This window comes from Flavobacteriales bacterium, assembly GCA_029248105.1.
In the GTDB taxonomy this organism is placed as follows: domain Bacteria; phylum Bacteroidota; class Bacteroidia; order Flavobacteriales; family UBA7312; genus UBA8444.
The window spans coordinates 60,975-79,310 of sequence record JAQWJZ010000038.1; the positions used below are offsets into that span (position 1 = coordinate 60,975).

The 18,336-nt window shown below is 36.2% G+C and carries 17 protein-coding genes and 2 rRNA genes; 5 read left to right on the top strand and 14 right to left on the bottom strand.

Annotated features, from left to right (window positions below):
* Complete coding sequence (locus P8I29_07445) at positions 1–495, top strand: hypothetical protein (protein MDG1917624.1); 495 nt, start codon at positions 1–3, stop codon at positions 493–495.
* Complete coding sequence (gene miaA / locus P8I29_07450; protein MDG1917625.1) at positions 467–1,348, top strand: tRNA (adenosine(37)-N6)-dimethylallyltransferase MiaA; 882 nt, start codon at positions 467–469, stop codon at positions 1,346–1,348. Before P8I29_07445 ends, miaA begins: the two co-directional genes overlap by 29 nt.
* Here the strand turns inward: miaA and P8I29_07455 are convergent.
* The 9 genes from P8I29_07455 to ispE form a co-directional block, all read right to left on the bottom strand.
* Positions 1,342–2,892, bottom strand: a complete 1,551-nt coding sequence (locus tag P8I29_07455; protein MDG1917626.1) for a gliding motility-associated C-terminal domain-containing protein — start codon at positions 2,890–2,892, stop codon at positions 1,342–1,344. The two genes, miaA and P8I29_07455, sit on opposite strands and share 7 nt — an antisense overlap.
* Before the next feature lie 23 nt (positions 2,893–2,915).
* A complete protein-coding gene (locus P8I29_07460) occupies positions 2,916–3,728 on the bottom strand; it encodes a hypothetical protein (GenBank protein ID MDG1917627.1) in 813 nt (270 codons plus the stop codon).
* Positions 3,712–4,647 (bottom strand): ribonuclease Z, encoded by a 936-nt coding sequence (locus P8I29_07465; GenBank protein MDG1917628.1) that lies wholly within the window; start codon positions 4,645–4,647, stop codon positions 3,712–3,714. Before P8I29_07465 ends, P8I29_07460 begins: the two co-directional genes overlap by 17 nt.
* Positions 4,647–5,471 carry a T9SS type A sorting domain-containing protein gene (locus P8I29_07470; GenBank protein MDG1917629.1) on the bottom strand — a complete coding sequence of 275 codons (825 nt, stop codon included), beginning with the start codon at positions 5,469–5,471 and terminating at the stop codon, positions 4,647–4,649. Before P8I29_07470 ends, P8I29_07465 begins: the two co-directional genes overlap by 1 nt.
* A gap of 10 nt (positions 5,472–5,481) precedes the next feature.
* Positions 5,482–5,796: a hypothetical protein gene (locus tag P8I29_07475; protein MDG1917630.1), complete on the bottom strand. Its 315-nt coding sequence runs from the start codon at positions 5,794–5,796 to the stop codon at positions 5,482–5,484.
* Position 5,797: 1 nt separating this feature from the next.
* Positions 5,798–6,727 (bottom strand): aspartate carbamoyltransferase catalytic subunit, encoded by a 930-nt coding sequence (locus P8I29_07480; protein MDG1917631.1) that lies wholly within the window; start codon positions 6,725–6,727, stop codon positions 5,798–5,800.
* Entirely contained in the window at positions 6,724–7,257 is a 534-nt protein-coding gene (gene pyrR / locus P8I29_07485; protein MDG1917632.1) for a bifunctional pyr operon transcriptional regulator/uracil phosphoribosyltransferase PyrR, read from the bottom strand. Before pyrR ends, P8I29_07480 begins: the two co-directional genes overlap by 4 nt.
* A gap of 90 nt (positions 7,258–7,347) precedes the next feature.
* Positions 7,348–9,369, bottom strand: a complete 2,022-nt coding sequence (gene rpsA / locus P8I29_07490) for a 30S ribosomal protein S1 (GenBank protein MDG1917633.1) — start codon at positions 9,367–9,369, stop codon at positions 7,348–7,350.
* Positions 9,370–9,552: 183 nt separating this feature from the next.
* Positions 9,553–10,341, bottom strand: coding sequence for a 4-(cytidine 5'-diphospho)-2-C-methyl-D-erythritol kinase (gene ispE / locus P8I29_07495; protein MDG1917634.1), 789 nt, complete (start codon positions 10,339–10,341; stop codon positions 9,553–9,555).
* Positions 10,342–10,452: 111 nt separating this feature from the next.
* Here ispE and P8I29_07500 point away from each other — a divergent pair, with 111 nt between their 5' ends.
* The 3 genes from P8I29_07500 to P8I29_07510 are packed head-to-tail and all read left to right on the top strand — an operon-like array spanning position 10,453 to position 14,139.
* The gene (locus P8I29_07500; GenBank protein ID MDG1917635.1) at positions 10,453–11,400 is read left to right on the top strand and encodes an acetyl-CoA carboxylase carboxyltransferase subunit alpha; all 948 of its coding nucleotides are present in this window, start codon (positions 10,453–10,455) and stop codon (positions 11,398–11,400) included.
* A 45-nt stretch (positions 11,401–11,445) separates the two neighbouring features.
* Positions 11,446–12,879, top strand: a complete 1,434-nt coding sequence (gene dnaB / locus P8I29_07505) for a replicative DNA helicase (GenBank protein MDG1917636.1) — start codon at positions 11,446–11,448, stop codon at positions 12,877–12,879.
* A 3-nt stretch (positions 12,880–12,882) separates the two neighbouring features.
* On the top strand, positions 12,883–14,139 hold the full coding sequence (locus P8I29_07510) for an asparagine synthetase B (GenBank protein ID MDG1917637.1): 1,257 nt from the start codon (positions 12,883–12,885) through the stop codon (positions 14,137–14,139).
* Here P8I29_07510 and P8I29_07515 read toward each other — a convergent pair whose 3' ends face one another.
* The 5 genes from P8I29_07515 to P8I29_07535 all read right to left on the bottom strand — a co-directional run.
* Positions 14,140–14,958: a hypothetical protein gene (locus P8I29_07515; protein ID MDG1917638.1), complete on the bottom strand. Its 819-nt coding sequence runs from the start codon at positions 14,956–14,958 to the stop codon at positions 14,140–14,142.
* 123 nt (positions 14,959–15,081) lie between these two features.
* Positions 15,082–15,930: a hypothetical protein gene (locus P8I29_07520; protein ID MDG1917639.1), complete on the bottom strand. Its 849-nt coding sequence runs from the start codon at positions 15,928–15,930 to the stop codon at positions 15,082–15,084.
* A 197-nt stretch (positions 15,931–16,127) separates the two neighbouring features.
* Positions 16,128–17,699, bottom strand: coding sequence for a hypothetical protein (locus tag P8I29_07525; protein MDG1917640.1), 1,572 nt, complete (start codon positions 17,697–17,699; stop codon positions 16,128–16,130).
* A gap of 66 nt (positions 17,700–17,765) precedes the next feature.
* Positions 17,766–17,877 (bottom strand): 5S ribosomal RNA (gene rrf / locus P8I29_07530).
* A 62-nt stretch (positions 17,878–17,939) separates the two neighbouring features.
* Positions 17,940–18,336: ribosomal RNA gene (locus tag P8I29_07535) — 23S ribosomal RNA — on the bottom strand; the annotation flags it as partial.

An 18,336-nucleotide genomic window follows, 5' to 3' on the forward strand; every position in this document is an offset into this window, starting at 1 on the left:
ATGACTGTTAAATTAAATATTGTTCTTGACCACAACGATGATGTATTTAGAGAAATTCGTATTAACACCGACAATACTCTTGAAGACTTACACAAAGTAATAGTGTCTTCTTTTGGGCTTAAACCTGAAGAGATGGCTGCTTTTTATTTAACAAATGAAGAATGGGAACAAGGGGAAGAGATTCCACTAATCGCCATGGAGCCATCTTCAAGAGAAATGCAAAACATCAGTGTAAACGACATTTTCCAAAATACAGAAAAACTACTCTACGTTAATGATTTCCTAATTTTGTGGCGATTTATGATTGAAGTTGAAGAAATCGACGAGTTAAAGGAAGTTGAAGAAGCTGAAGTAGTACTATCATTTGGAAATATGCCAGAAGAAGCCCCAATGGTTCAATTCATCTCTGATGAAGATAATTTGACAGAAGAAGAAGATATATTCGGTGACGCTTTAGACGAATTTAATGAATTCGAAAACTATGAAGGCTACTAAGAAGAAGCTCTTAGTTATTTACGGCCCAACAGCTGTTGGTAAAACTAGCTTAGCGATAAAGTTAGCTCTTAAGTATAATACCGAAATTATTTCCGCTGACTCAAGGCAGTTTTACAAGGAAATGAAAATAGGCACTGCCGTTCCAGAACCACAAGAATTAGCTACGGTAAAACACCATTTTATTCAACACAAAAGTATTCACGAAAATTACAATGTAGGACTTTTCGAAAAAGACGCCATAATGAAGATTGATGAGCTCTTTAAAAAGCACAATACTTTAGTGATGGTTGGCGGATCAGGATTATATATTGATGCTGTGTGTAAAGGATTAGACACATTTCCTGATATTCAAGAGTCGGTAAGAACAGAGCTTAGGGAACAATTTGAAAAGAGAGGTTTGCAATGGCTACAAAACGAAGTAAAGAATGTAGACCCTCAATTTTACGCTAGTGCAGACACCAATAATCATCAAAGGCTTTTAAGGTGTTTGGAAGTCTGTGTACAAAGCGGCAGTACATTTAGCAGCTTCAAAAATAGTGAGCAAAAAATAAGACCATTTGATATCGAATACTATTCCATTAGAATGGATAGAGAAAGTCTATACCAAAGAATAAACAACAGGGTGGATATAATGGTTGAAAAAGGGTTATTAAATGAAGTAAAAAGTCTTGCTGACTATCAAAATCTAAATGCTTTAAAAACGGTAGGATATATAGAGTTCTTTCAATATCTAAATGACGAAATCACTTTTGAACGAGCTATAGAACTTGTCAAACAAAACTCGAGAAGATACGCCAAAAGACAAATTACTTGGCTAAAACGATATTCTGTGAATTGGGTGGAAAATCAATAAAAAACAGATATCGAACCCTTAATATTATCGTGTCCATTTTTAAGAAGAATAGAGTAAAAATACACTCCCTCTTTTACTAAGTTACCTGCAGAATTTCTTCCATCCCAAGCTTGCTTATAACCTAAAGATTGATAAATCTTAGCACCCCATCTGTTGTAAATAATCACCTCAGAGTTTTCGTATAAAAATGAAGGGTTAAGCGCCCAAGTATCATTGACAAGATCGCCATTAGGACTGAAAGCATTGAACAAACAGCTATCAAAAACAACAGGCACCTCAAATTCATCAATCAACTGGCAATCGTTATTATCGGTAATGGTAACACTATATTTCTGTGGGCTTAGCCCCGTTATATTCGATGTTGTCTCATTAGTATTCCAAAGGTATTCATAAGGAGAAGTACCACCCGTTACTGCTGTCTCTAAAGCAGAAAATTCACTATCAAAACAATCAACTTCTTCAATAAGATTAGATTCAATTTCATCTATCACCAAGTCAAAACTAGAAGTACAATTGGATTTGTCTATGAGAGTACATGTATATGATCCAGGACATAACCCTCCGTCATATACAGAATCTGTCTGACCATCTTGAATAGCGTTGTCTTTTGTCCAAGAATAGCTAAATGGTCTTACTCCACCAGATTCAACTATCATGGTAGACGTTTCTTGCTCTATAAAGCCGTCAATCATATCAATAGTAAAATCAACTGTGTCAGCACATAAAGAATTGGAAACAGCATCGAATACAATAAGAGTATAATTTCCAGCACAAAGTGCATAAGCCACGCAAGAATCGTTAGTCGTCAGGGTGTCGTCATTCAAAACATAACTAATTGGAAGAACTCCACCTTGCGTACAAATACGAAAAGAATCTTCTTGTGCTGTTGAAATAATATTTATGGGATCAGGACCTTGAACAATTTCTATTGGATTGTCAGATCCTAGGGTAAATACACAACCATAAGAATCTTGTAGAGAAACAGAATAGTAACCTGCAATCAAATCTTCAATAGTATAAGTTGTAACATTTTGGTTTTGAAAATAGATTGGATCGAATTCGCCAATTGCATCTACTTTTCCTAAGCTGTAGGGTGAAGCACCTCCACTAATTCCACTGATAAGGATATCGCCATACGTAATACAAGACTGTGGATTGTTGGTTGTATATTCAAAATTTAAGGGCAAAGGATTTACAAAAGAAAATGTGTCCGTAAACGTAATATTGTTTGACAAAGATATAACGGTTAACTCATAAAAACCGGCATATATTAAGGAGTCTAAAGCTAAAATACCTGGCGACTGACTGTTTATAGATGTATAATTTCCTTGTTCTAAAATAACACCATCTTTTTCGAGGGTTACGGAGTAAAAGGTATCAGCCGGAGTGGTATTTATTGTAAAATAGGTATACGAACCTTCACATTTAAAGGTATTAGTACTAGGGATTAGATTCTCTTGATCAAACGTTAGTACCATTGTATCTTGAGCAAACAAAAGCCCAAGTGGAAGTAGTGCTATTATAAATAAAAGGAGCTTTTTCATATTGGACAAAGATAGCATTTTTCTTATTGATAAGCTTTATGATAAAGAGTCAAAGCTGCTATCGGTTTTTCTAGAACAGAATTGACAGAAATTCCATAACTCTCGCAACTTCTCTTCAATTCAGAATGAAAATAATAGGATATAGATCCACAGATAGAAATTTCCGTGATTTGGTATGGCAATAGACACACTTCTATCCATTCATCAAACGTTGCCTTTATAAGTGGTGCTATTTGCGGATGATTTCTATTTCTAAACATCATCTTAGCGAAGGATGCCAAATAACGATTGGGAAAAGAATGAGCATATAGCTGATTTAAAATTGAAGGTTTGTCTAGTCCTATTTTTAAATTCAAGTCATCATCAAGAGAATCACTTAGATAAGCCTTCAGCAAACGCTTACCTAAAGCATTACCACTACCCTCATCTCCAAGCAAATAACCCATACTTGTAGAAAAAGGCTCGACAATATCACCATTGTATTTGGCTACGTTAGAACCCGTTCCTAATATACCTATTATACCATCATTATTTTGCAATAACGATCGAGCAGCAGCCAGCAGGTCTGAATGAACGCTTATATCTGCATTAGTAAAAATCGATTTTAAGATTGATAGCATAAATTCGGATTTCTCCGAAGATGCACAACCTGCACCATAAAAATGAAGCTTCTTAACCGATGAATAGGGAATTTCTAACTGACTGATCACATCAGTGATGATGGAATTATCCACGATATAGGGGTTCAATCCAATACACTGAAACTGAGAAATGCTATCGCCATCAAGCAAACGCCATTCTGTTGTGCTACTACCGCTATCAGCAATCAGAATCATATTCTCGTTTTACTACATACTTCTCTCCTTCAGTAGCTAATAATGTATCTGGAAAAACAGATTGAGCTTCATCTAACAAAGGGTTTAAGTCAAAATACCGTTGGGAATAATGACCAATAATAAGTCGCCCAACTTGAGATTTTAATGCTATAGTTGCTGCTTCTTTAGCTGTGGAATGCATAGTTTGACGTGCTCTTACCTTTAATTCATCTAAAAAAGTAGCTTCGTGATAGAGCATATCTACACCTTTAATTTGTGGAATGATTGCTTCATGATACGATGTATCGCTACAAAAAGCGAATGAGCGAGATAACTGAGCTCCTCGTGTTAATTCAAGGTGAGGTATAACAGTACCATCTGAAAGAGTATAATCTCCACCTGCTTTTATTTCAGGCACACGATCTAATGGAATATTGTATTCTTCTATTTTTTCTTTTCTCATTCTTCTAGGCTTATCTTTTTCTTTAAACAAAAACCCACAGCAAGGTAAAGAATGAGAAAGTGGGATAGTATGTACTGTCAAATCATTATTTTCCATCAAAAGTTCGGGTTCATCAAAACCAAATTCGTGAAAAAATAAAGGGAAACGCAACTCTGTTTTTGAGGCCGACAATTGAATGTAAATAATTTCTTTTAACTCAGCTGGAGCATAAATATTAAGTTCTTTTTCACGACCTAACAAATGCATAGTAGAAATAAAGCCTATCAGACCAAAGTAATGGTCGCCATGCAGGTGTGAAATGAAGATATGCTGAATGCTTTGCATTCTTAGTTTATACTTCCTCAATTGCAGCTGTGTTCCTTCACCACAATCGATTAAAAAAAACCGCTCAGCCACGTTCAGCAACTGAGCGGTAGGTTTTCTATGGTTTGTAGGGATAGCTGAATTACAGCCTAATATTGTTAATTCGAATGACATTAATTTTTATTGATTATCATTTTTTTAGTTATTAGCTCCTTAGTATTGCTAAGTGTGTAAAAATAAATTCCAGAAGACAAAGTTGCAGCGTCCACATCAATTTTGTTCGATCCATAGTTCGCTCTAACTACTCTATTCTCCTGTACTTCACCCAAAATATTGATAACAGTAAAGAGGAAATCTCCTTCAGTATCTGAGTTGAATTCTATTGAAGTTGTATATGAAAATGGATTGGGCGAATTCTGAGATACAGAAAATGCCAAATCGTTATTTTCCTCTACAGAAACAGCCTCTGATTGAACGATAAAATTATAACCTTCTATATTCTCGTAATCACCTAATTGATCATACAAAGAAACTGTTCCAAGTCCAGCAACACTTATCCAACCGTCAATAAGTAAATTCAAGTCATAATTATTCATTTCGTTTTGTCCTGGTGTACCAAATAGCGTAACACAAGCTAAAGCATTACCTTCAAAGACAGAGTCTGGATTAGAAAGATAAGTAGACATTACTGAAGGTAATCCATTAACATCAACTAATTTAATACTATCAATAGACAAAGGTGCAATATTTACAGGGAAGCCAAAAACTTCTATTTCGTAAGGGTCACCCATGACCTCACCAACCGTAGCAGGTGTTTTGATTTGTATGTGTTGTTCATAATACGTATCTACTTGAGCAATAGCAAGATTTTGAATAGTGTCTGGCCATAAACCAAAAGTTGAGTCTTGTAAAGAAACGTCAGGCACACACGGTTTGTTTTGTGCTAAAAGCGTAAAACTTGTAATAATAGCAATCGTAAAAAATAAAATTTTCTTCATAATAAAGGTGTTAAATATTAAGTGAACGTTCGATGTCTTCCAATTCTATAATGTCAAATGCTTCTTGAAGTGTTGGCACAACCAATAAATCATCGTGAAGACATGTATTAGAAATCATAACAAACGAATTAGTATTGACTAGATTTTTACCAAATTTAGCAAACTTTGTTAAATAGGACTCGTTAACACCTAAAACTTCGCTTAAATCCAGTATAATGTGCTTGCAATCTTGATTATATAAGCGCTCTATAAAAGACAAATCCTCTGATGGCCTTGAGAGCTTAACAATCAGACAGCTATTCTGTATCGTCCAATTCTGTGACATATTATTTTTTAATGCTATTGGCTAATAAATATAAAACAGCCATTCGTATAGCGACACCATTTTCTACCTGATTAAGAATAATAGATTGTTTGGAGTCTGCTACATCGGAAGTTATTTCAACACCTCTATTGATAGGGCCTGGGTGCATAACGGTAATGTGCTTAGACAGTGAATCCAAACGCTCTTTGTTTAAACCGTACATCATACTGTATTCTTTGAGCGAGGGGAAAAATTTGGTGTCTTGACGCTCTAACTGTATGCGAAGCATATTGGCTATATCGCACCACTCTAAAGCACTCATTAGATTAGCCTCGTAAGTAACTCCTAGCGATTCTATATATTTTGGCATAAGGGTTGAGGGGCCACAAACTTTCACTTCAGCACCCATCATTTTTAGACAGAAAATATTGGATAGTGCTACTCGTGAATGAAGGATATCTCCTACAATAACCACTTTTTTTCCTTTTACATCGCCATACTTTTCTCTTATAGAATAGGCGTCTAAAAGAGCTTGTGTAGGGTGCTCGTGAGAACCGTCACCCGCATTGACGATAGGCACATCAATATGATTGGCTAAGAAAGTAGAAGCTCCTGCATCGGGGTGACGCATCACTATCATATCCACTTTCATTGCGAGTATATTATTAACGGTATCTATTAGTGTTTCTCCTTTTTTGACTGACGATGATGCGGCAGAAAAATTAAGCGTATCAGCCGATAGGCGTTTTTCAGCTAATTCAAACGATAAACGTGTACGTGTAGAGTTTTCAAAGAATAAGTTGGCAATGGTAATATCTCTAAGTGATGGCACTTTTCTGATAGGTCGGTTGATTACTTCTTTGAAGTTATCTGCAGTTTTAAAAATAAGGTCTATATCTTCTTTTTGAAGATTCTTAATTCCTAAAAGATGTTTAACACTTAAAGTACTCATTCACTTTTTAAAATTACACGTTCGTTATCTCCCCATTCAACAGATACCCTTTCATCGGCAACAACATCTATGGTACAGCCCACATAATCGGGTTGGATAGGCACATGGCGACTCAAACGTCTGTCAATAAGCACTAATAGTTCAACGGATAATGGGCGACCATAATCTAATAAGGCGTCTAATGACGCTCTGACAGAGCGTCCTGTATATAAAACATCGTCTATAACAACCACTTTCTTACCTTCCAAAGAAACATCTAATGAGGTACTACTGGCTATCAAAGGGTCTTCTCTCCTTCTAAAATCATCTCTGTAAAAGGTGATGTCTAGACTACCAACCTCGAGCTCAAAGTTAGAATCGATAGATTCTAAACAGGTTTTTATGCGCTGACAAAGGCGAACACCTCTAGGTTGTAGACCAATTAAAATAGTATTAGAAAAATCGTCGTGATTTTCAACCAACTGATGACATAATCGACTGATTATGATTTGAATTTGTTGGTGATCGAGTATGCTTTTGGGCTTGCTCATTTCAAAAAGCAAATATAAATTAATTATTCATTCTATAACATAAAAAAAGACCCTATGAAAATAGGGCCTTTCTTAAATATAATTTGAAGATTACTTCTTCTTTTTCTTAGCATCTTTATCCATGCTCTCTTTTAAAGCTATTAACTCGTCCATATCTCCTAGAGTACTTTTCTGTTGAGATTGCTGAACTTTAGCAACGTTTTTCTTCGTCTTTTTAGCCTCTTCCATTTTAACTTCTTTGAAAATCACTGTATGTGAAACAATAATTTTTTGAGAATCTTTTTGGAATTCGAGTACACGGAAAGTGAGTTTTTCACCTACTGCTACTTTGCTATCGTCTTCTTTTGCAAGGTGTCTTTTTGGAGCAAATGCTTCAACACCATGAGTAAGAATGATAGTAGCACCATTTTTGGTAATGTCTTTCACTTCACCTTCATGCTCTGAACCTTCTCCGAATACACTTTCGTATCCGTCCCAAGGGTTATCATGCAATTGTTTTACACCAAGACTAAGTTTTCTAGCCTCTAAGTCCAATTCAAGAACTTGAGCTTCAATAACTTCGCCGACCTTAGTAAATTCTGATGGATGCTTAATTTTCTTCTCCCATGATAAATCTGAGATATGAATTAAACCATCAACACCTTCTTCTAGCTCAACAAAAATACCGAAGTTGGTAAAGTTTCTAACGGTTACTTTTTGGTTACTTCCAGTTGGGAATTTCTTAGCAATTTCAGCCCATGGATCTGGTTGTAATTGTTTCATTCCTAAAGACATTTTTCTTTCCTCTCTATCTAGAGTTAAAACTTGCGCCTCAATCTCTTGACCTACTTTTAAGAAGTCACTAGCACTTCTTAGGTGAGTAGACCATGACATTTCAGAAACGTGAACTAATGCCTCAATACCTGTTTGTACCTCAACAAAAGCACCATAATCGGCAACAACAACAACTTTTCCTTTGATATTATCACCAACAGAAATTTTGTCATCTAAACCATCCCAAGGATGAGCTGTCAATTGCTTCAATCCTAATTGGATTCTTCTCTTGTCATCGTCAAATTCAAGAATTACAACGTTAATCTTAGAATCTAGCTCTACGATTTCATCTGGGTGATTTACTCTACCCCAAGATAAATCCGTAATGTGAATTAATCCGTCTATACCACCTAAGTCCACAAATACACCGTAAGAAGTAATGTTTTTAACCATTCCTTCTAGTACTTGTCCAACTTCAAGTTTAGACATGATTTCCTTCTTCTGCTCTTCTAAGTCAGCCTCAATAAGTGCTTTATGAGAAACAACTACGTTACGGAACTCGTGGTTGATTTTCACCACTTTGAATTCCATCTTTTTACCAACGTATTCGTCATAATCACGAATTGGCTTGATGTCAATTTGAGAACCAGGCAAGAATGCTTCAAGACCTAAGACCTCAACAATCATACCACCTTTAGTTCTACACTTAATAAACCCTTCAAGAACGATATCTTTATCATGTGCTTCATTAACTCTCTCCCAAGAACGCAATACACGTGCTTTTTTGTGAGAAAGAATCAACTGACCTTTTTTGTCTTCTTTCTTTTCTACAAGAACTTCAACAGTATCGCCAGCTTTTAATTCTTCGTTGTATCTGAATTCGTTTCTTGAAATGATACCGTCAGACTTGTAATTGATGTTTACGATAACCTCTCTATCTGTAATAGAAACTACAGTACCATCAAGCACTTGCTCTGAATCGATCGTGCTTAAGGCTGTTTCGTAATCTTTTTCAAGTTCTTTTCTTACGTCATCAGTATATTCTACACTACCCATTTCATAGATTTCCCAATCGAAATCTTTATCTTCATCTGGGCTTGTCATTCTCTCCGCTTTTGCTGGAGCTTTTTCTTCTACTACTGCTTCAGTTTCTTCAACGGCAGGAGTTTCTACAGATACTTCTTCAGCTTTTGGAGTTTCTTCAACGGCTGGAGCTTCTGCTACTACTTCTTCTACTTGTGGAGTTTCTGCTACTTCTTCTTTAACCTTTTTAGCGGTTGTTTTTTTGGCAGGTGCCTTTTTAGTAGCTGTTTTTTTAGTAGTCGTTTTCTTGGCTACTGGTTTTTTTTCTTCTGACATAATGTATGTCCAATTTTGTATCTCACACTTTAGCTAGAGGATATGCGAACCTTGTGTGAAAGATTATTTAACTTAAAAATCATTCCTTTTACCTCTACGTATCGCAAAAGGGCTGCAAATGTATAAAAATTTAACAGTAATACCCATTTTTTACACGATAAGCTTATCGAGAGAATAAAATAACTATAAAACTTGATGAAAAAGGTGGCAATTATGAAAGTGTAAGTCAGGTTTTTCAGAGAAGATACCGTAAATAGACGATCCACTACCGCTCATTGAAGCATAGACTGCCCCTGCAGCTATTAGCTTGTTTTTAATTTCCAATAGGTCTGGATATTGAGGAAAAATACTTTGTTCGAAGTCATTTTTTAGTGTCCAATCTTCAATAGGCCTATTGACCTCTTCTTGAATAGACTTTGAAGGAAGATGAGGAATAATAGAAGAAAAAGCTTCTGCTGTAGATACAAAAATATCCGGTTTAACGACAAACAAATGGTAAGCACTTAAATCCAATTTTGTAGGACTTAAAACCTCCCCTATTCCACTTGCTAATGAAGGTTCGTTGTCTATAAAGAAAGGGCAATCTGCACCCAACTGAAGAGCAATCTTTTTGAGCTCAATCTTGTCTAAACCTAAATCAAAAATAGTATTCAAGCCCATTAAAGTAAAAGCGGCATCAGAAGAACCACCACCCAAACCAGCACCAATAGGAATATTTTTGTGTAAATGAATGTCAACAGGCTCCAAATCATAATGACCTTTCATAAGCTCGTAAGCTTTTAAACATAAATTACCATCGCCCGGAATTGGAATGCCGCTACTCTTGAAGCTCAAGGATTTTGAGGGTGTTATTTCCAAAGCATCACACCACTTAATGGGATAGAAAATAGTTTCCAAATTATGGTAGCCATCTTCTCTTTTAGAGGTGATGTTTAAACCTATATTTATTTTAGCATTTGGAAAAAATAACATTGTTGATAAAATTTATTGTCAAAATACAAAAGTAATCACATAAATTTTTCTAAACTTGAATTTCCTTTTTATTTATTAAAAATTACTAAATTTACTAGAGTAATGACAGAGATTGAATACTTGGATTTCGAAAAACCTATTGAAGATTTAATGGTAAATCTTCAACAAGCGGAACAATTGGGTAGAGAAGGTATAGAGGTAAATCAAACTATTTCCGATTTAAAAAAGAAATTAGAAGCCAAAAAGAAAGAAATATATTCTAACCTATCAGCTTGGCAAAGAGTACAACTTTCACGTCATCCTCAACGCCCTTATACCTTAGAATATATCGATGAGATCACAGACGAGTTTATCGAACTTCATGGTGATAGAACCGTGAAAGATGATAAAGCAATGATTGGTGGTTGGGCAAAAATCGACGGCAAAGTGTTTATGCTTATTGGTCAGCAAAAAGGGAAAAACACCAAAATGCGTCAGTATAGAAATTTCGGAATGGCCAATCCTGAAGGATATAGAAAAGCTCTTCGTCTGATGAAGATGGCTGAAAAGTTTAACCGCCCAATCGTTACTTTTATTGATACCCCAGGTGCATATCCTGGCTTGGAGGCTGAAGAAAGAGGACAAGGTGAAGCGATAGCAAGAAACCTCATAGAAATGGTACAGCTCAAAGTACCAGTAATATGCATTGTTATAGGAGAAGGCGCTTCGGGAGGAGCATTAGGAATAGGCATTGGCGATAGAGTATTGATGTTGGAAAATACTTGGTACTCGGTAATTTCTCCAGAGTCCTGCTCTTCTATTCTATGGAGAAGCTGGGACCATAAAGAAAAAGCGGCTAACGCCTTAAAATTAACATCTCATGATATGCTTAAAAATGGGCTTATAGATGGTATCATTGACGAACCTACAGGTGGAGCTCATAGAGATGTGAATTTTATGTACGACAACATCAAAAAGAATATTTTAAAGATAACCAAAGAACTGGAAGCAAAAAGTACTGAGAATAGAATTCAAGAACGTATTGAAAAGTTTGGAAGTATGGGCGCATTTAAGGAGTAATATATGCAGGAGAATAAGAAAAATAAAAAAACAAATATCAAACCTATGGTAATGAAGTCTGCCGATGGCAAACTACCACCACAGGCCCTTGACTTAGAACAAGCTGTTCTTGGAGCATTAATGATTGACAACGATGCCCTATCTAATGCTATTGAACTTCTAAAACCTGAAAGTTTTTACAAATACGAACATCAGAAGATATTTTCTGCTATTGAAGATTTGTTTAATTCTGCAAAAAAAGTCGATATACTTACTATTGTTGAGCAACTGAAGAAGAAAGGTGAGCTCAAAGAAGTTGGCGGACCTTCTTTTGTCACAAAACTGACTGAACGTATTGCTTCAGCAGCCAACATAGAAACACACGCCAGAATCATCGCACAAAAATTCATTCAGCGTGAACTTATTCGCATTTCTAGCCAAACTATTAAAGATGCTTATGACGATACTTCCGATGTTTTTGACTTATTAAATGCCGCCGAACAAGGTTTATTTGAAATATCGGAAGGCAACATACGTAAGAATTATGACAAGATGAGCACGCTTATCTTACAAGCCTTAAACCAAATTGAAGAAATTAAAAATAAAGAAGATGGATTAAGCGGTGTACCGTCCGGCTTTTCAGAGTTAGACAGGGTTACTTCAGGATGGCAAAGTTCTGATTTAGTCATTCTAGCTGCTAGACCTGGTATGGGAAAAACAGCATTTGTATTATCTATGGCAAGGAATACAGCTGTACAATTCAAAAAACCCGTAGCTGTATTCTCTCTAGAGATGTCATCAGTACAGCTCGTTAATCGACTTATTGCTAGTGAGTCTGGTATCCCTGCTCAAAAACTGAGAAAAGGTAATTTAGAAGATCACGAATGGATTCAATTGAACCAACAAATTACCAAGCTTTCCGAAGCCCCTCTATTTATCGATGATACTCCTGCACTTACCATTTTCGAACTCAGAGCAAAGTGCAGAAGACTAGTAAGGAATAACGGTGTTGAATTAGTAGTAATTGACTACCTTCAGCTAATGCATGCAGGAAGTTCTAACAAGAGTGGTAACAGAGAGCAAGAGATTAGTACTATTTCACGTTCATTAAAAAGTATCGCTAAGGAGCTAAATATCCCTATCATTGCCCTATCACAATTGAGTAGAGCCGTAGAAACAAGGGGTGGCGATAAACGTCCTATGCTTTCCGACCTTAGGGAATCGGGTGCTATTGAGCAAGATGCAGATATCGTATGCTTTATATACCGACCAGAATATTACGGATTTACAGAATGGCCTGATACAGAACCTGGAAAAGATCCCGACTGTATAGGACAAGGAGAAATTATTGTAGCAAAACACCGTAACGGCTCTTTAGAGAATATTAAACTTCGATTTATCCCTCAACTTGCCAAATTTACCGACTTGGATAGTTTTGGATTCAGTAACGACGACGTTATGCCGTCTAGCATGAATGACGACGACTCGGCACCTTTCTAAAAAATGACAAGACTGATTTTAGTATTTTTTTTCCTGTTCCTTCAAATTAACGCTTGGGCGTCCTATATTCTCATTCCTATGGACGATACTCAAACAAACCACCTCAAAGCATATGGAATTGCCTATTGGGTTTTAGAAAAAGAACAAGAGGTTGATTGGTTGCTCAACTACAGAGGGGGAAGCTTTTTGATTAAAAATCAAGAACTCATAGAAAAAGAATGTAGAATAAGAGGCGTTTCTTTTCAGATTATTGCCGATGTTCAATCCACTCAAATACTAAGAGAAATTGCTAGTCCAGAGGTCAATCAAGATGTAGTAAAATTAGAAAAAGTACCCAAAATAGCCGTCTATTCCCCAAAGAGCAAACTGCCTTGGGACGATGCTGTAACTCTAGCACTTACCTATGCCGAAATACCTTACGATTTGGTTTATGACGAAGAGGTTATTGGCGGCTCACTCCCACTTTACGACTGGTTACACCTTCATCACGAGGATTTCACCGGTCAATACGGTAAGTTTTATGCCGCCTACAAAAACGCCGAATGGTACAGAAAACAAAAACAAGACTTTGAACAATCGGCAAAAAAAATGGGTTTTCAGAAAGTGGCTCAAGCCAAGTTAGAAGTGGCTCTTAAAATAAGAGAGTTTACTGCCGGTGGCGGCTTCCTTTTTGCTATGTGTTCGGCAACCGATACTTATGACATTGCCCTAGCAGCCAAAGATGTGGATATTTGCGAATATATGTTTGATGGTGACGGCGCAGACCCCCAAGCTCAAGAAAAACTGAACTTTGATAACACTTTTGCTTTCAAAGATTTTTCTCTTGTAAAAAACCCCAATCAATACGAGTACTCTAGTATAGATGCCACACGAAGCAGAAGGCTAAATCAATCTTTAGACTTTTTCACCTTATTTGAGTTTTCTGCCAAATGGGATCCAGTACCTACCATGCTATGTCAAAATCACGAACAAGTCATTAAAGGCTTTATGGGACAAACCACAGCCTTTAAAAAAGAATACATCAAATCGGATGTCCTCATTATGGGTGAAACAGCATCGGTGAATGAAGCACGTTATATTCATGGCCAGTTTGGCAAGGGTACTTGGACGTTTTATGGTGGTCACGACCCTGAAGACTATCAGCACAAAGTAGGTGACCCAAAAACAGAATTAGAATTACACCCTAACTCACCTGGATATCGACTTATCCTAAATAATGTCCTCTTCCCTGCTGCTAAGAAAAAGAAACAAAAAACCTGATTAATTCCCTAAATACACAAAGGTATTCACACTTAACGTTTGAGGCGTTATATCTAATGGTGTATCGCTTCCACCCAAAGGAACATTGACACTAACATTTTTTGTAATGGCATAATTTGCTATTGGAGTAGTTGAGCCGAAAGCTGAATTCCCATTACCTGTTTCAGAATTAAAACTTTTTGAATCATTAAAAATTGCCGTTCCTGTTAGATTAATATTGGGCAAATTAGATTGAGATATCGTTTTGGTATTACTTCCTGTGACACTGCCTAAAGTGCTATCGTTTTGCATCAATACACTCGATTTAGCGTCTGGAAGATTTGTGCTAAAACCTAAAGATATGGTGTTAGTTTGTTGTGATGAGCTTAATGAAGTAATAAGACGGCCATCTAATTTTATCCAACCGTTATGATCGCTAGCTTGAAAACCTTGTTTAATGTCACCTACAGCTAAAAAAGTCATCTCCATCCAATTGCTATTATCTGCATCGGGAGATACATCTGTATTTAGTGCTGTGATGTTTTTGTATAAGTCGCCAGTATGATTAACAATATCATTAGTTTGGTACGTACCGCCAGCTGAGTCCGCTTTCCAAATTGCTAAAAAATCTTGGACTTGATTGGTGTTTTCTTCAGCAAGCCCCTGATGATTAATTGAATAAATTTTGTTGCTATCAGAGCTTATATAAGTATCGCCCGGCACAGCACTACTCAAGTTGGTAATTTCTGAATCCGTTAAATTGGTTCTCAGTGCATTAAGTGTAATTTGAGCGTATGTATAATTTGTAAATAGGATAAATATTAAAATGATTTTTTTCATTGGTGTTAGGTTTTAAATGAATAAATGAATTCTGTTGTTGGCTTATCGACCAACAACAGAATTTTTTTTAAAGTGCTTTGATAAGGACTAATCGTCCTATCAAACTTGTTAGGTTTTTTTCTTTTAAGGGAGTAATGTAAGCACTAAACTTCCACTAGCTATAGATACTGAATATCTGTCTCCTGTAACTGTATCGGTTAAAATTAATGCTCCATTGACAATTTCTATATTACCATCAACTTCTAATTTCTCTGATGGAGTTGCAACGCCAAGCCCCATATTTCCTTCTCCTGTAATAACCGCACTTGTTTGTTGTCCGCCCATAGCTCCAGTGGTATTAGTCCAAAACTTAATGGCTGCTGAAGTACCACTAGCCGCTTGACCAGCTACTAAATCCAATACTCCTGAATTTGCAGTAGAAGTGTTTCCATGCAAATCAATGCTTGCACCCTTAGTATCATCAAAAGTTTCAGCATCTCCAGCCGTTAAGCGTAAGCGAGAATGATTTGTTCCGTCTATTCCGAGTACAGCTGTGGGAGAAAGACCAGGCATTGAAAAATCACCCGGATTGGCAAACAAGGCTCTACTGCCATCGCTTTTTATTCTAAATCGCTCCAAAGCGTTAGTTTTAAATACTACATCTTTTGCGTCAGTAGTCCCTAAAAAGTGAGTTCCAGCTGCTGTTCCTGTATTACCTCCTTTACTCCAGTAAGTGGTTAAAGCCACCTTTTTAACACCACCGCCACCAATAGCTAATCTATTACTTGAAATATTCACTGCATCGGAATTAAGGCTGTGAGCACCATAAGAATCAATAAATTCCAACTCTGGATATACCACACCCAATTCGAACAATAAATAAGAGTCTTTTTGTTTTATTGTTTTATTTTTATCTTTCTGTTTATCTTGTGAAAAAGCAGAAATACCGCTAAAAACAAGTACAAACAAAAGAGTAAGCTTTAATACTTTCATACTCTTTAATTTTACCTCAATAAACAATACAGCGAAACACTTTTTTACCGTAATTTAAACGAGCACAAAACTACCTCTAAGAAGTCCTAGAGAGGGGGGGGCATACTAAAATGTTTATCGAAAAAGGATGGGTATTTGTCAGTCTAAAATCTGATTTCATCTAACAACTCTTTATGATTTGTCAAAAAACTACTTATCTATAAGGCTTTGTTAGAAAAATTAGATAGTTTCCAAACAACAGAAAATTGAATTGTAGGCGGATAGTTGGGGTAATTGGGAATAAAATAATGCATATCTGTATTTTCTTTTAATAAAGACAGTACATTTCTATACTTTATATTGATGTTCATATTGTGAACTTTAAGGTTAATGAAGGCCGAAAGTAAAGGAACTTCACCCACAAATTGTGTATCCTGCAATTGATAGAGAGCTAAAGCAGGGTTATATGCTTGAGCATAATATGCAGTAAAATAATTCAGTTGAGCACCGACTTGAGTATTTAAGTTATCCCCGAACAAATCCGATTCTAACCACCAAGTTGTGGTATAATTAAAATTAGGAAAACGTAAAATACGTGTATTATCAGTGTAATGATAATCAATGCTATGAAGGGTACGAAACTTTTTCCAGTTCCATCCTAAGGATAGCTTATTGTGCCAATGCAAAATAGAGGATCTATACTGTTGATATTTAGCAGATTGATCAAGAAAAATATAGTCAGTATATTCATTTAGCTTAGTACTAAATGACCAATCTTTAAGCATAAAAAGATAAGAAGCTGCTAGCGACTTTGTATTAGAAAATTCAGTGTCGAAAAGGTAATGGTTAGAATAATATGAATTGATAAATATAGGCGTTCTTGTCTTGTCATAACTCAAAGCCAACTGATGTGATGACGATTTAATTTTAAACGATTTGCTTAACAATAATGAAAGATGAGAAGATTGATAAAATTCAGAATTAAAATATATGCCGTATCTATCGTTTGTATAATCAAAAGCTAAACCCAAGTCATTATCGGTTGAGTCTATGGTATTTATAAAAGCTTGACGACTGTGTATCAACTGACTTACAGTAAAATTCTTATATGATATTCCAAAACGATTGGATATATCTAATGTGGATAGTGAGTCGTATGTTTGAGTAGAGTCAATATATATATCAGAGTAAAAGATAGAATTTGGTGATTCATCACTGTATGTTCTTCGATTGCTGAGAATCGAGATTTGATTGGATATCGACCAATTGTCCGTCAAATTAAACTTCTGAGAAAAGGCGTGATTTCTATTTTTGGCTTCATTTTGAGCTGATAATAAATTGATTTGGTTTAGAAGTGGCTCATCGAAATTGAAAGCATAATTAAAAATACCGCCGTTTTCATCCATTGTAATTTTGTGATAACCTAAGTACAAATGAGCTTGATAACGTTTGTTTTTATTAGTAAACAATAAATTCGTTTGGACGTTATGTAGTTTCAGGTTCTCCCTATTATAAATACCTTCTTGAGAAAATTTATCAAAATGGATATTGAAGAGCAGATAATCCGTTAAATATTGCTGATGCCTAACATTAATGAACTGCCCTTTAGAAGAAAACGAATGGTATTGTAATGTTGAATAGCCAGTATCCGTAGTGTCTATTGGTTGAATATGGTTATTGGCATGAAGTAAATGAACCAAAGCGGATTTATAGGGTACCTTATCTAAATCTATTTGTTGAGCATAAACAACAAATGGCAAAAGAAAGAATAAAAGCGTCCACTTTTTCATTTAACAAATTACGTTTAAAAATGCTTAAAAAAAAAGCCCCGAATCAAAGAAACGGGGCTTGTAAAAATTTGGCGGCGACATACTCTCCCAGGGATTAACCTAGTACCATCTGCGCTAGTGGGCTTAACTTCTCTGTTCGGAATGGGAAGAGGTGAACACCACTGCAATAACCACCATAAAATCTTGAATAAGATTATGATATATTGTAAAAAGAAAACAATTTAGTTATAGTAAATCAACTACAAAAAGCTAAAGGGTAATTAGTATCACTCGGCTATGACATCTCTGCCTTTACACCTATGACCTATCAACGTCATCGTCTATAACGACCCTTAAAAGAAATCTAATCTTGAGATGAGTTTCGTGCTTAGATGCTTTCAGCGCTTATCTCATCCAGACATAGCTACCCTGCGATGCAACTGGCGTTACAACAGGTACACTAGAGGTCTGTCCAACTCGGTCCTCTCGTACTAGAGTCAGGTTCTCGCAAATTTCTAACGCCCACAACAGATAGAGACCGAACTGTCTCACGACGTTCTGAACCCAGCTCGCGTGCCACTTTAATGGGCGAACAGCCCAACCCTTGGGACCTTCTCCAGCCCCAGGATGTGACGAGCCGACATCGAGGTGCCAAACC

Excerpts from the sequence above, each read along its gene's own strand:
- dnaB (MDG1917636.1), top strand. The coding sequence starts at position 11,446 with ATGGTAATGAAGTCTGCCGATGGCAAACTACCACCACAGGCCCTTGAC.
- P8I29_07525 (MDG1917640.1), bottom strand. The coding sequence starts at position 17,699 with ATGAAAAAGTGGACGCTTTTATTCTTTCTTTTGCCATTTGTTGTTTAT.
- P8I29_07470 (MDG1917629.1), bottom strand. The coding sequence starts at position 5,471 with ATGAAGAAAATTTTATTTTTTACGATTGCTATTATTACAAGTTTTACG.
- miaA (MDG1917625.1), top strand. The coding sequence starts at position 467 with ATGAATTCGAAAACTATGAAGGCTACTAAGAAGAAGCTCTTAGTTATT.
- P8I29_07510 (MDG1917637.1), top strand. The coding sequence starts at position 12,883 with ATGACAAGACTGATTTTAGTATTTTTTTTCCTGTTCCTTCAAATTAAC.
- pyrR (MDG1917632.1), bottom strand. The coding sequence starts at position 7,257 with ATGAGCAAGCCCAAAAGCATACTCGATCACCAACAAATTCAAATCATA.
- P8I29_07465 (MDG1917628.1), bottom strand. The coding sequence starts at position 4,647 with ATGTCATTCGAATTAACAATATTAGGCTGTAATTCAGCTATCCCTACA.
- ispE (MDG1917634.1), bottom strand. The coding sequence starts at position 10,341 with ATGTTATTTTTTCCAAATGCTAAAATAAATATAGGTTTAAACATCACC.
- P8I29_07460 (MDG1917627.1), bottom strand. The coding sequence starts at position 3,728 with ATGATTCTGATTGCTGATAGCGGTAGTAGCACAACAGAATGGCGTTTG.
- P8I29_07475 (MDG1917630.1), bottom strand. The coding sequence starts at position 5,796 with ATGTCACAGAATTGGACGATACAGAATAGCTGTCTGATTGTTAAGCTC.
- P8I29_07455 (MDG1917626.1), bottom strand. The coding sequence starts at position 2,892 with ATGAAAAAGCTCCTTTTATTTATAATAGCACTACTTCCACTTGGGCTT.
- P8I29_07515 (MDG1917638.1), bottom strand. The coding sequence starts at position 14,958 with ATGAAAAAAATCATTTTAATATTTATCCTATTTACAAATTATACATAC.
- P8I29_07445 (MDG1917624.1), top strand. The coding sequence starts at position 1 with ATGACTGTTAAATTAAATATTGTTCTTGACCACAACGATGATGTATTT.
- P8I29_07520 (MDG1917639.1), bottom strand. The coding sequence starts at position 15,930 with ATGAAAGTATTAAAGCTTACTCTTTTGTTTGTACTTGTTTTTAGCGGT.
- P8I29_07480 (MDG1917631.1), bottom strand. The coding sequence starts at position 6,727 with ATGAGTACTTTAAGTGTTAAACATCTTTTAGGAATTAAGAATCTTCAA.
- rpsA (MDG1917633.1), bottom strand. The coding sequence starts at position 9,369 with ATGTCAGAAGAAAAAAAACCAGTAGCCAAGAAAACGACTACTAAAAAA.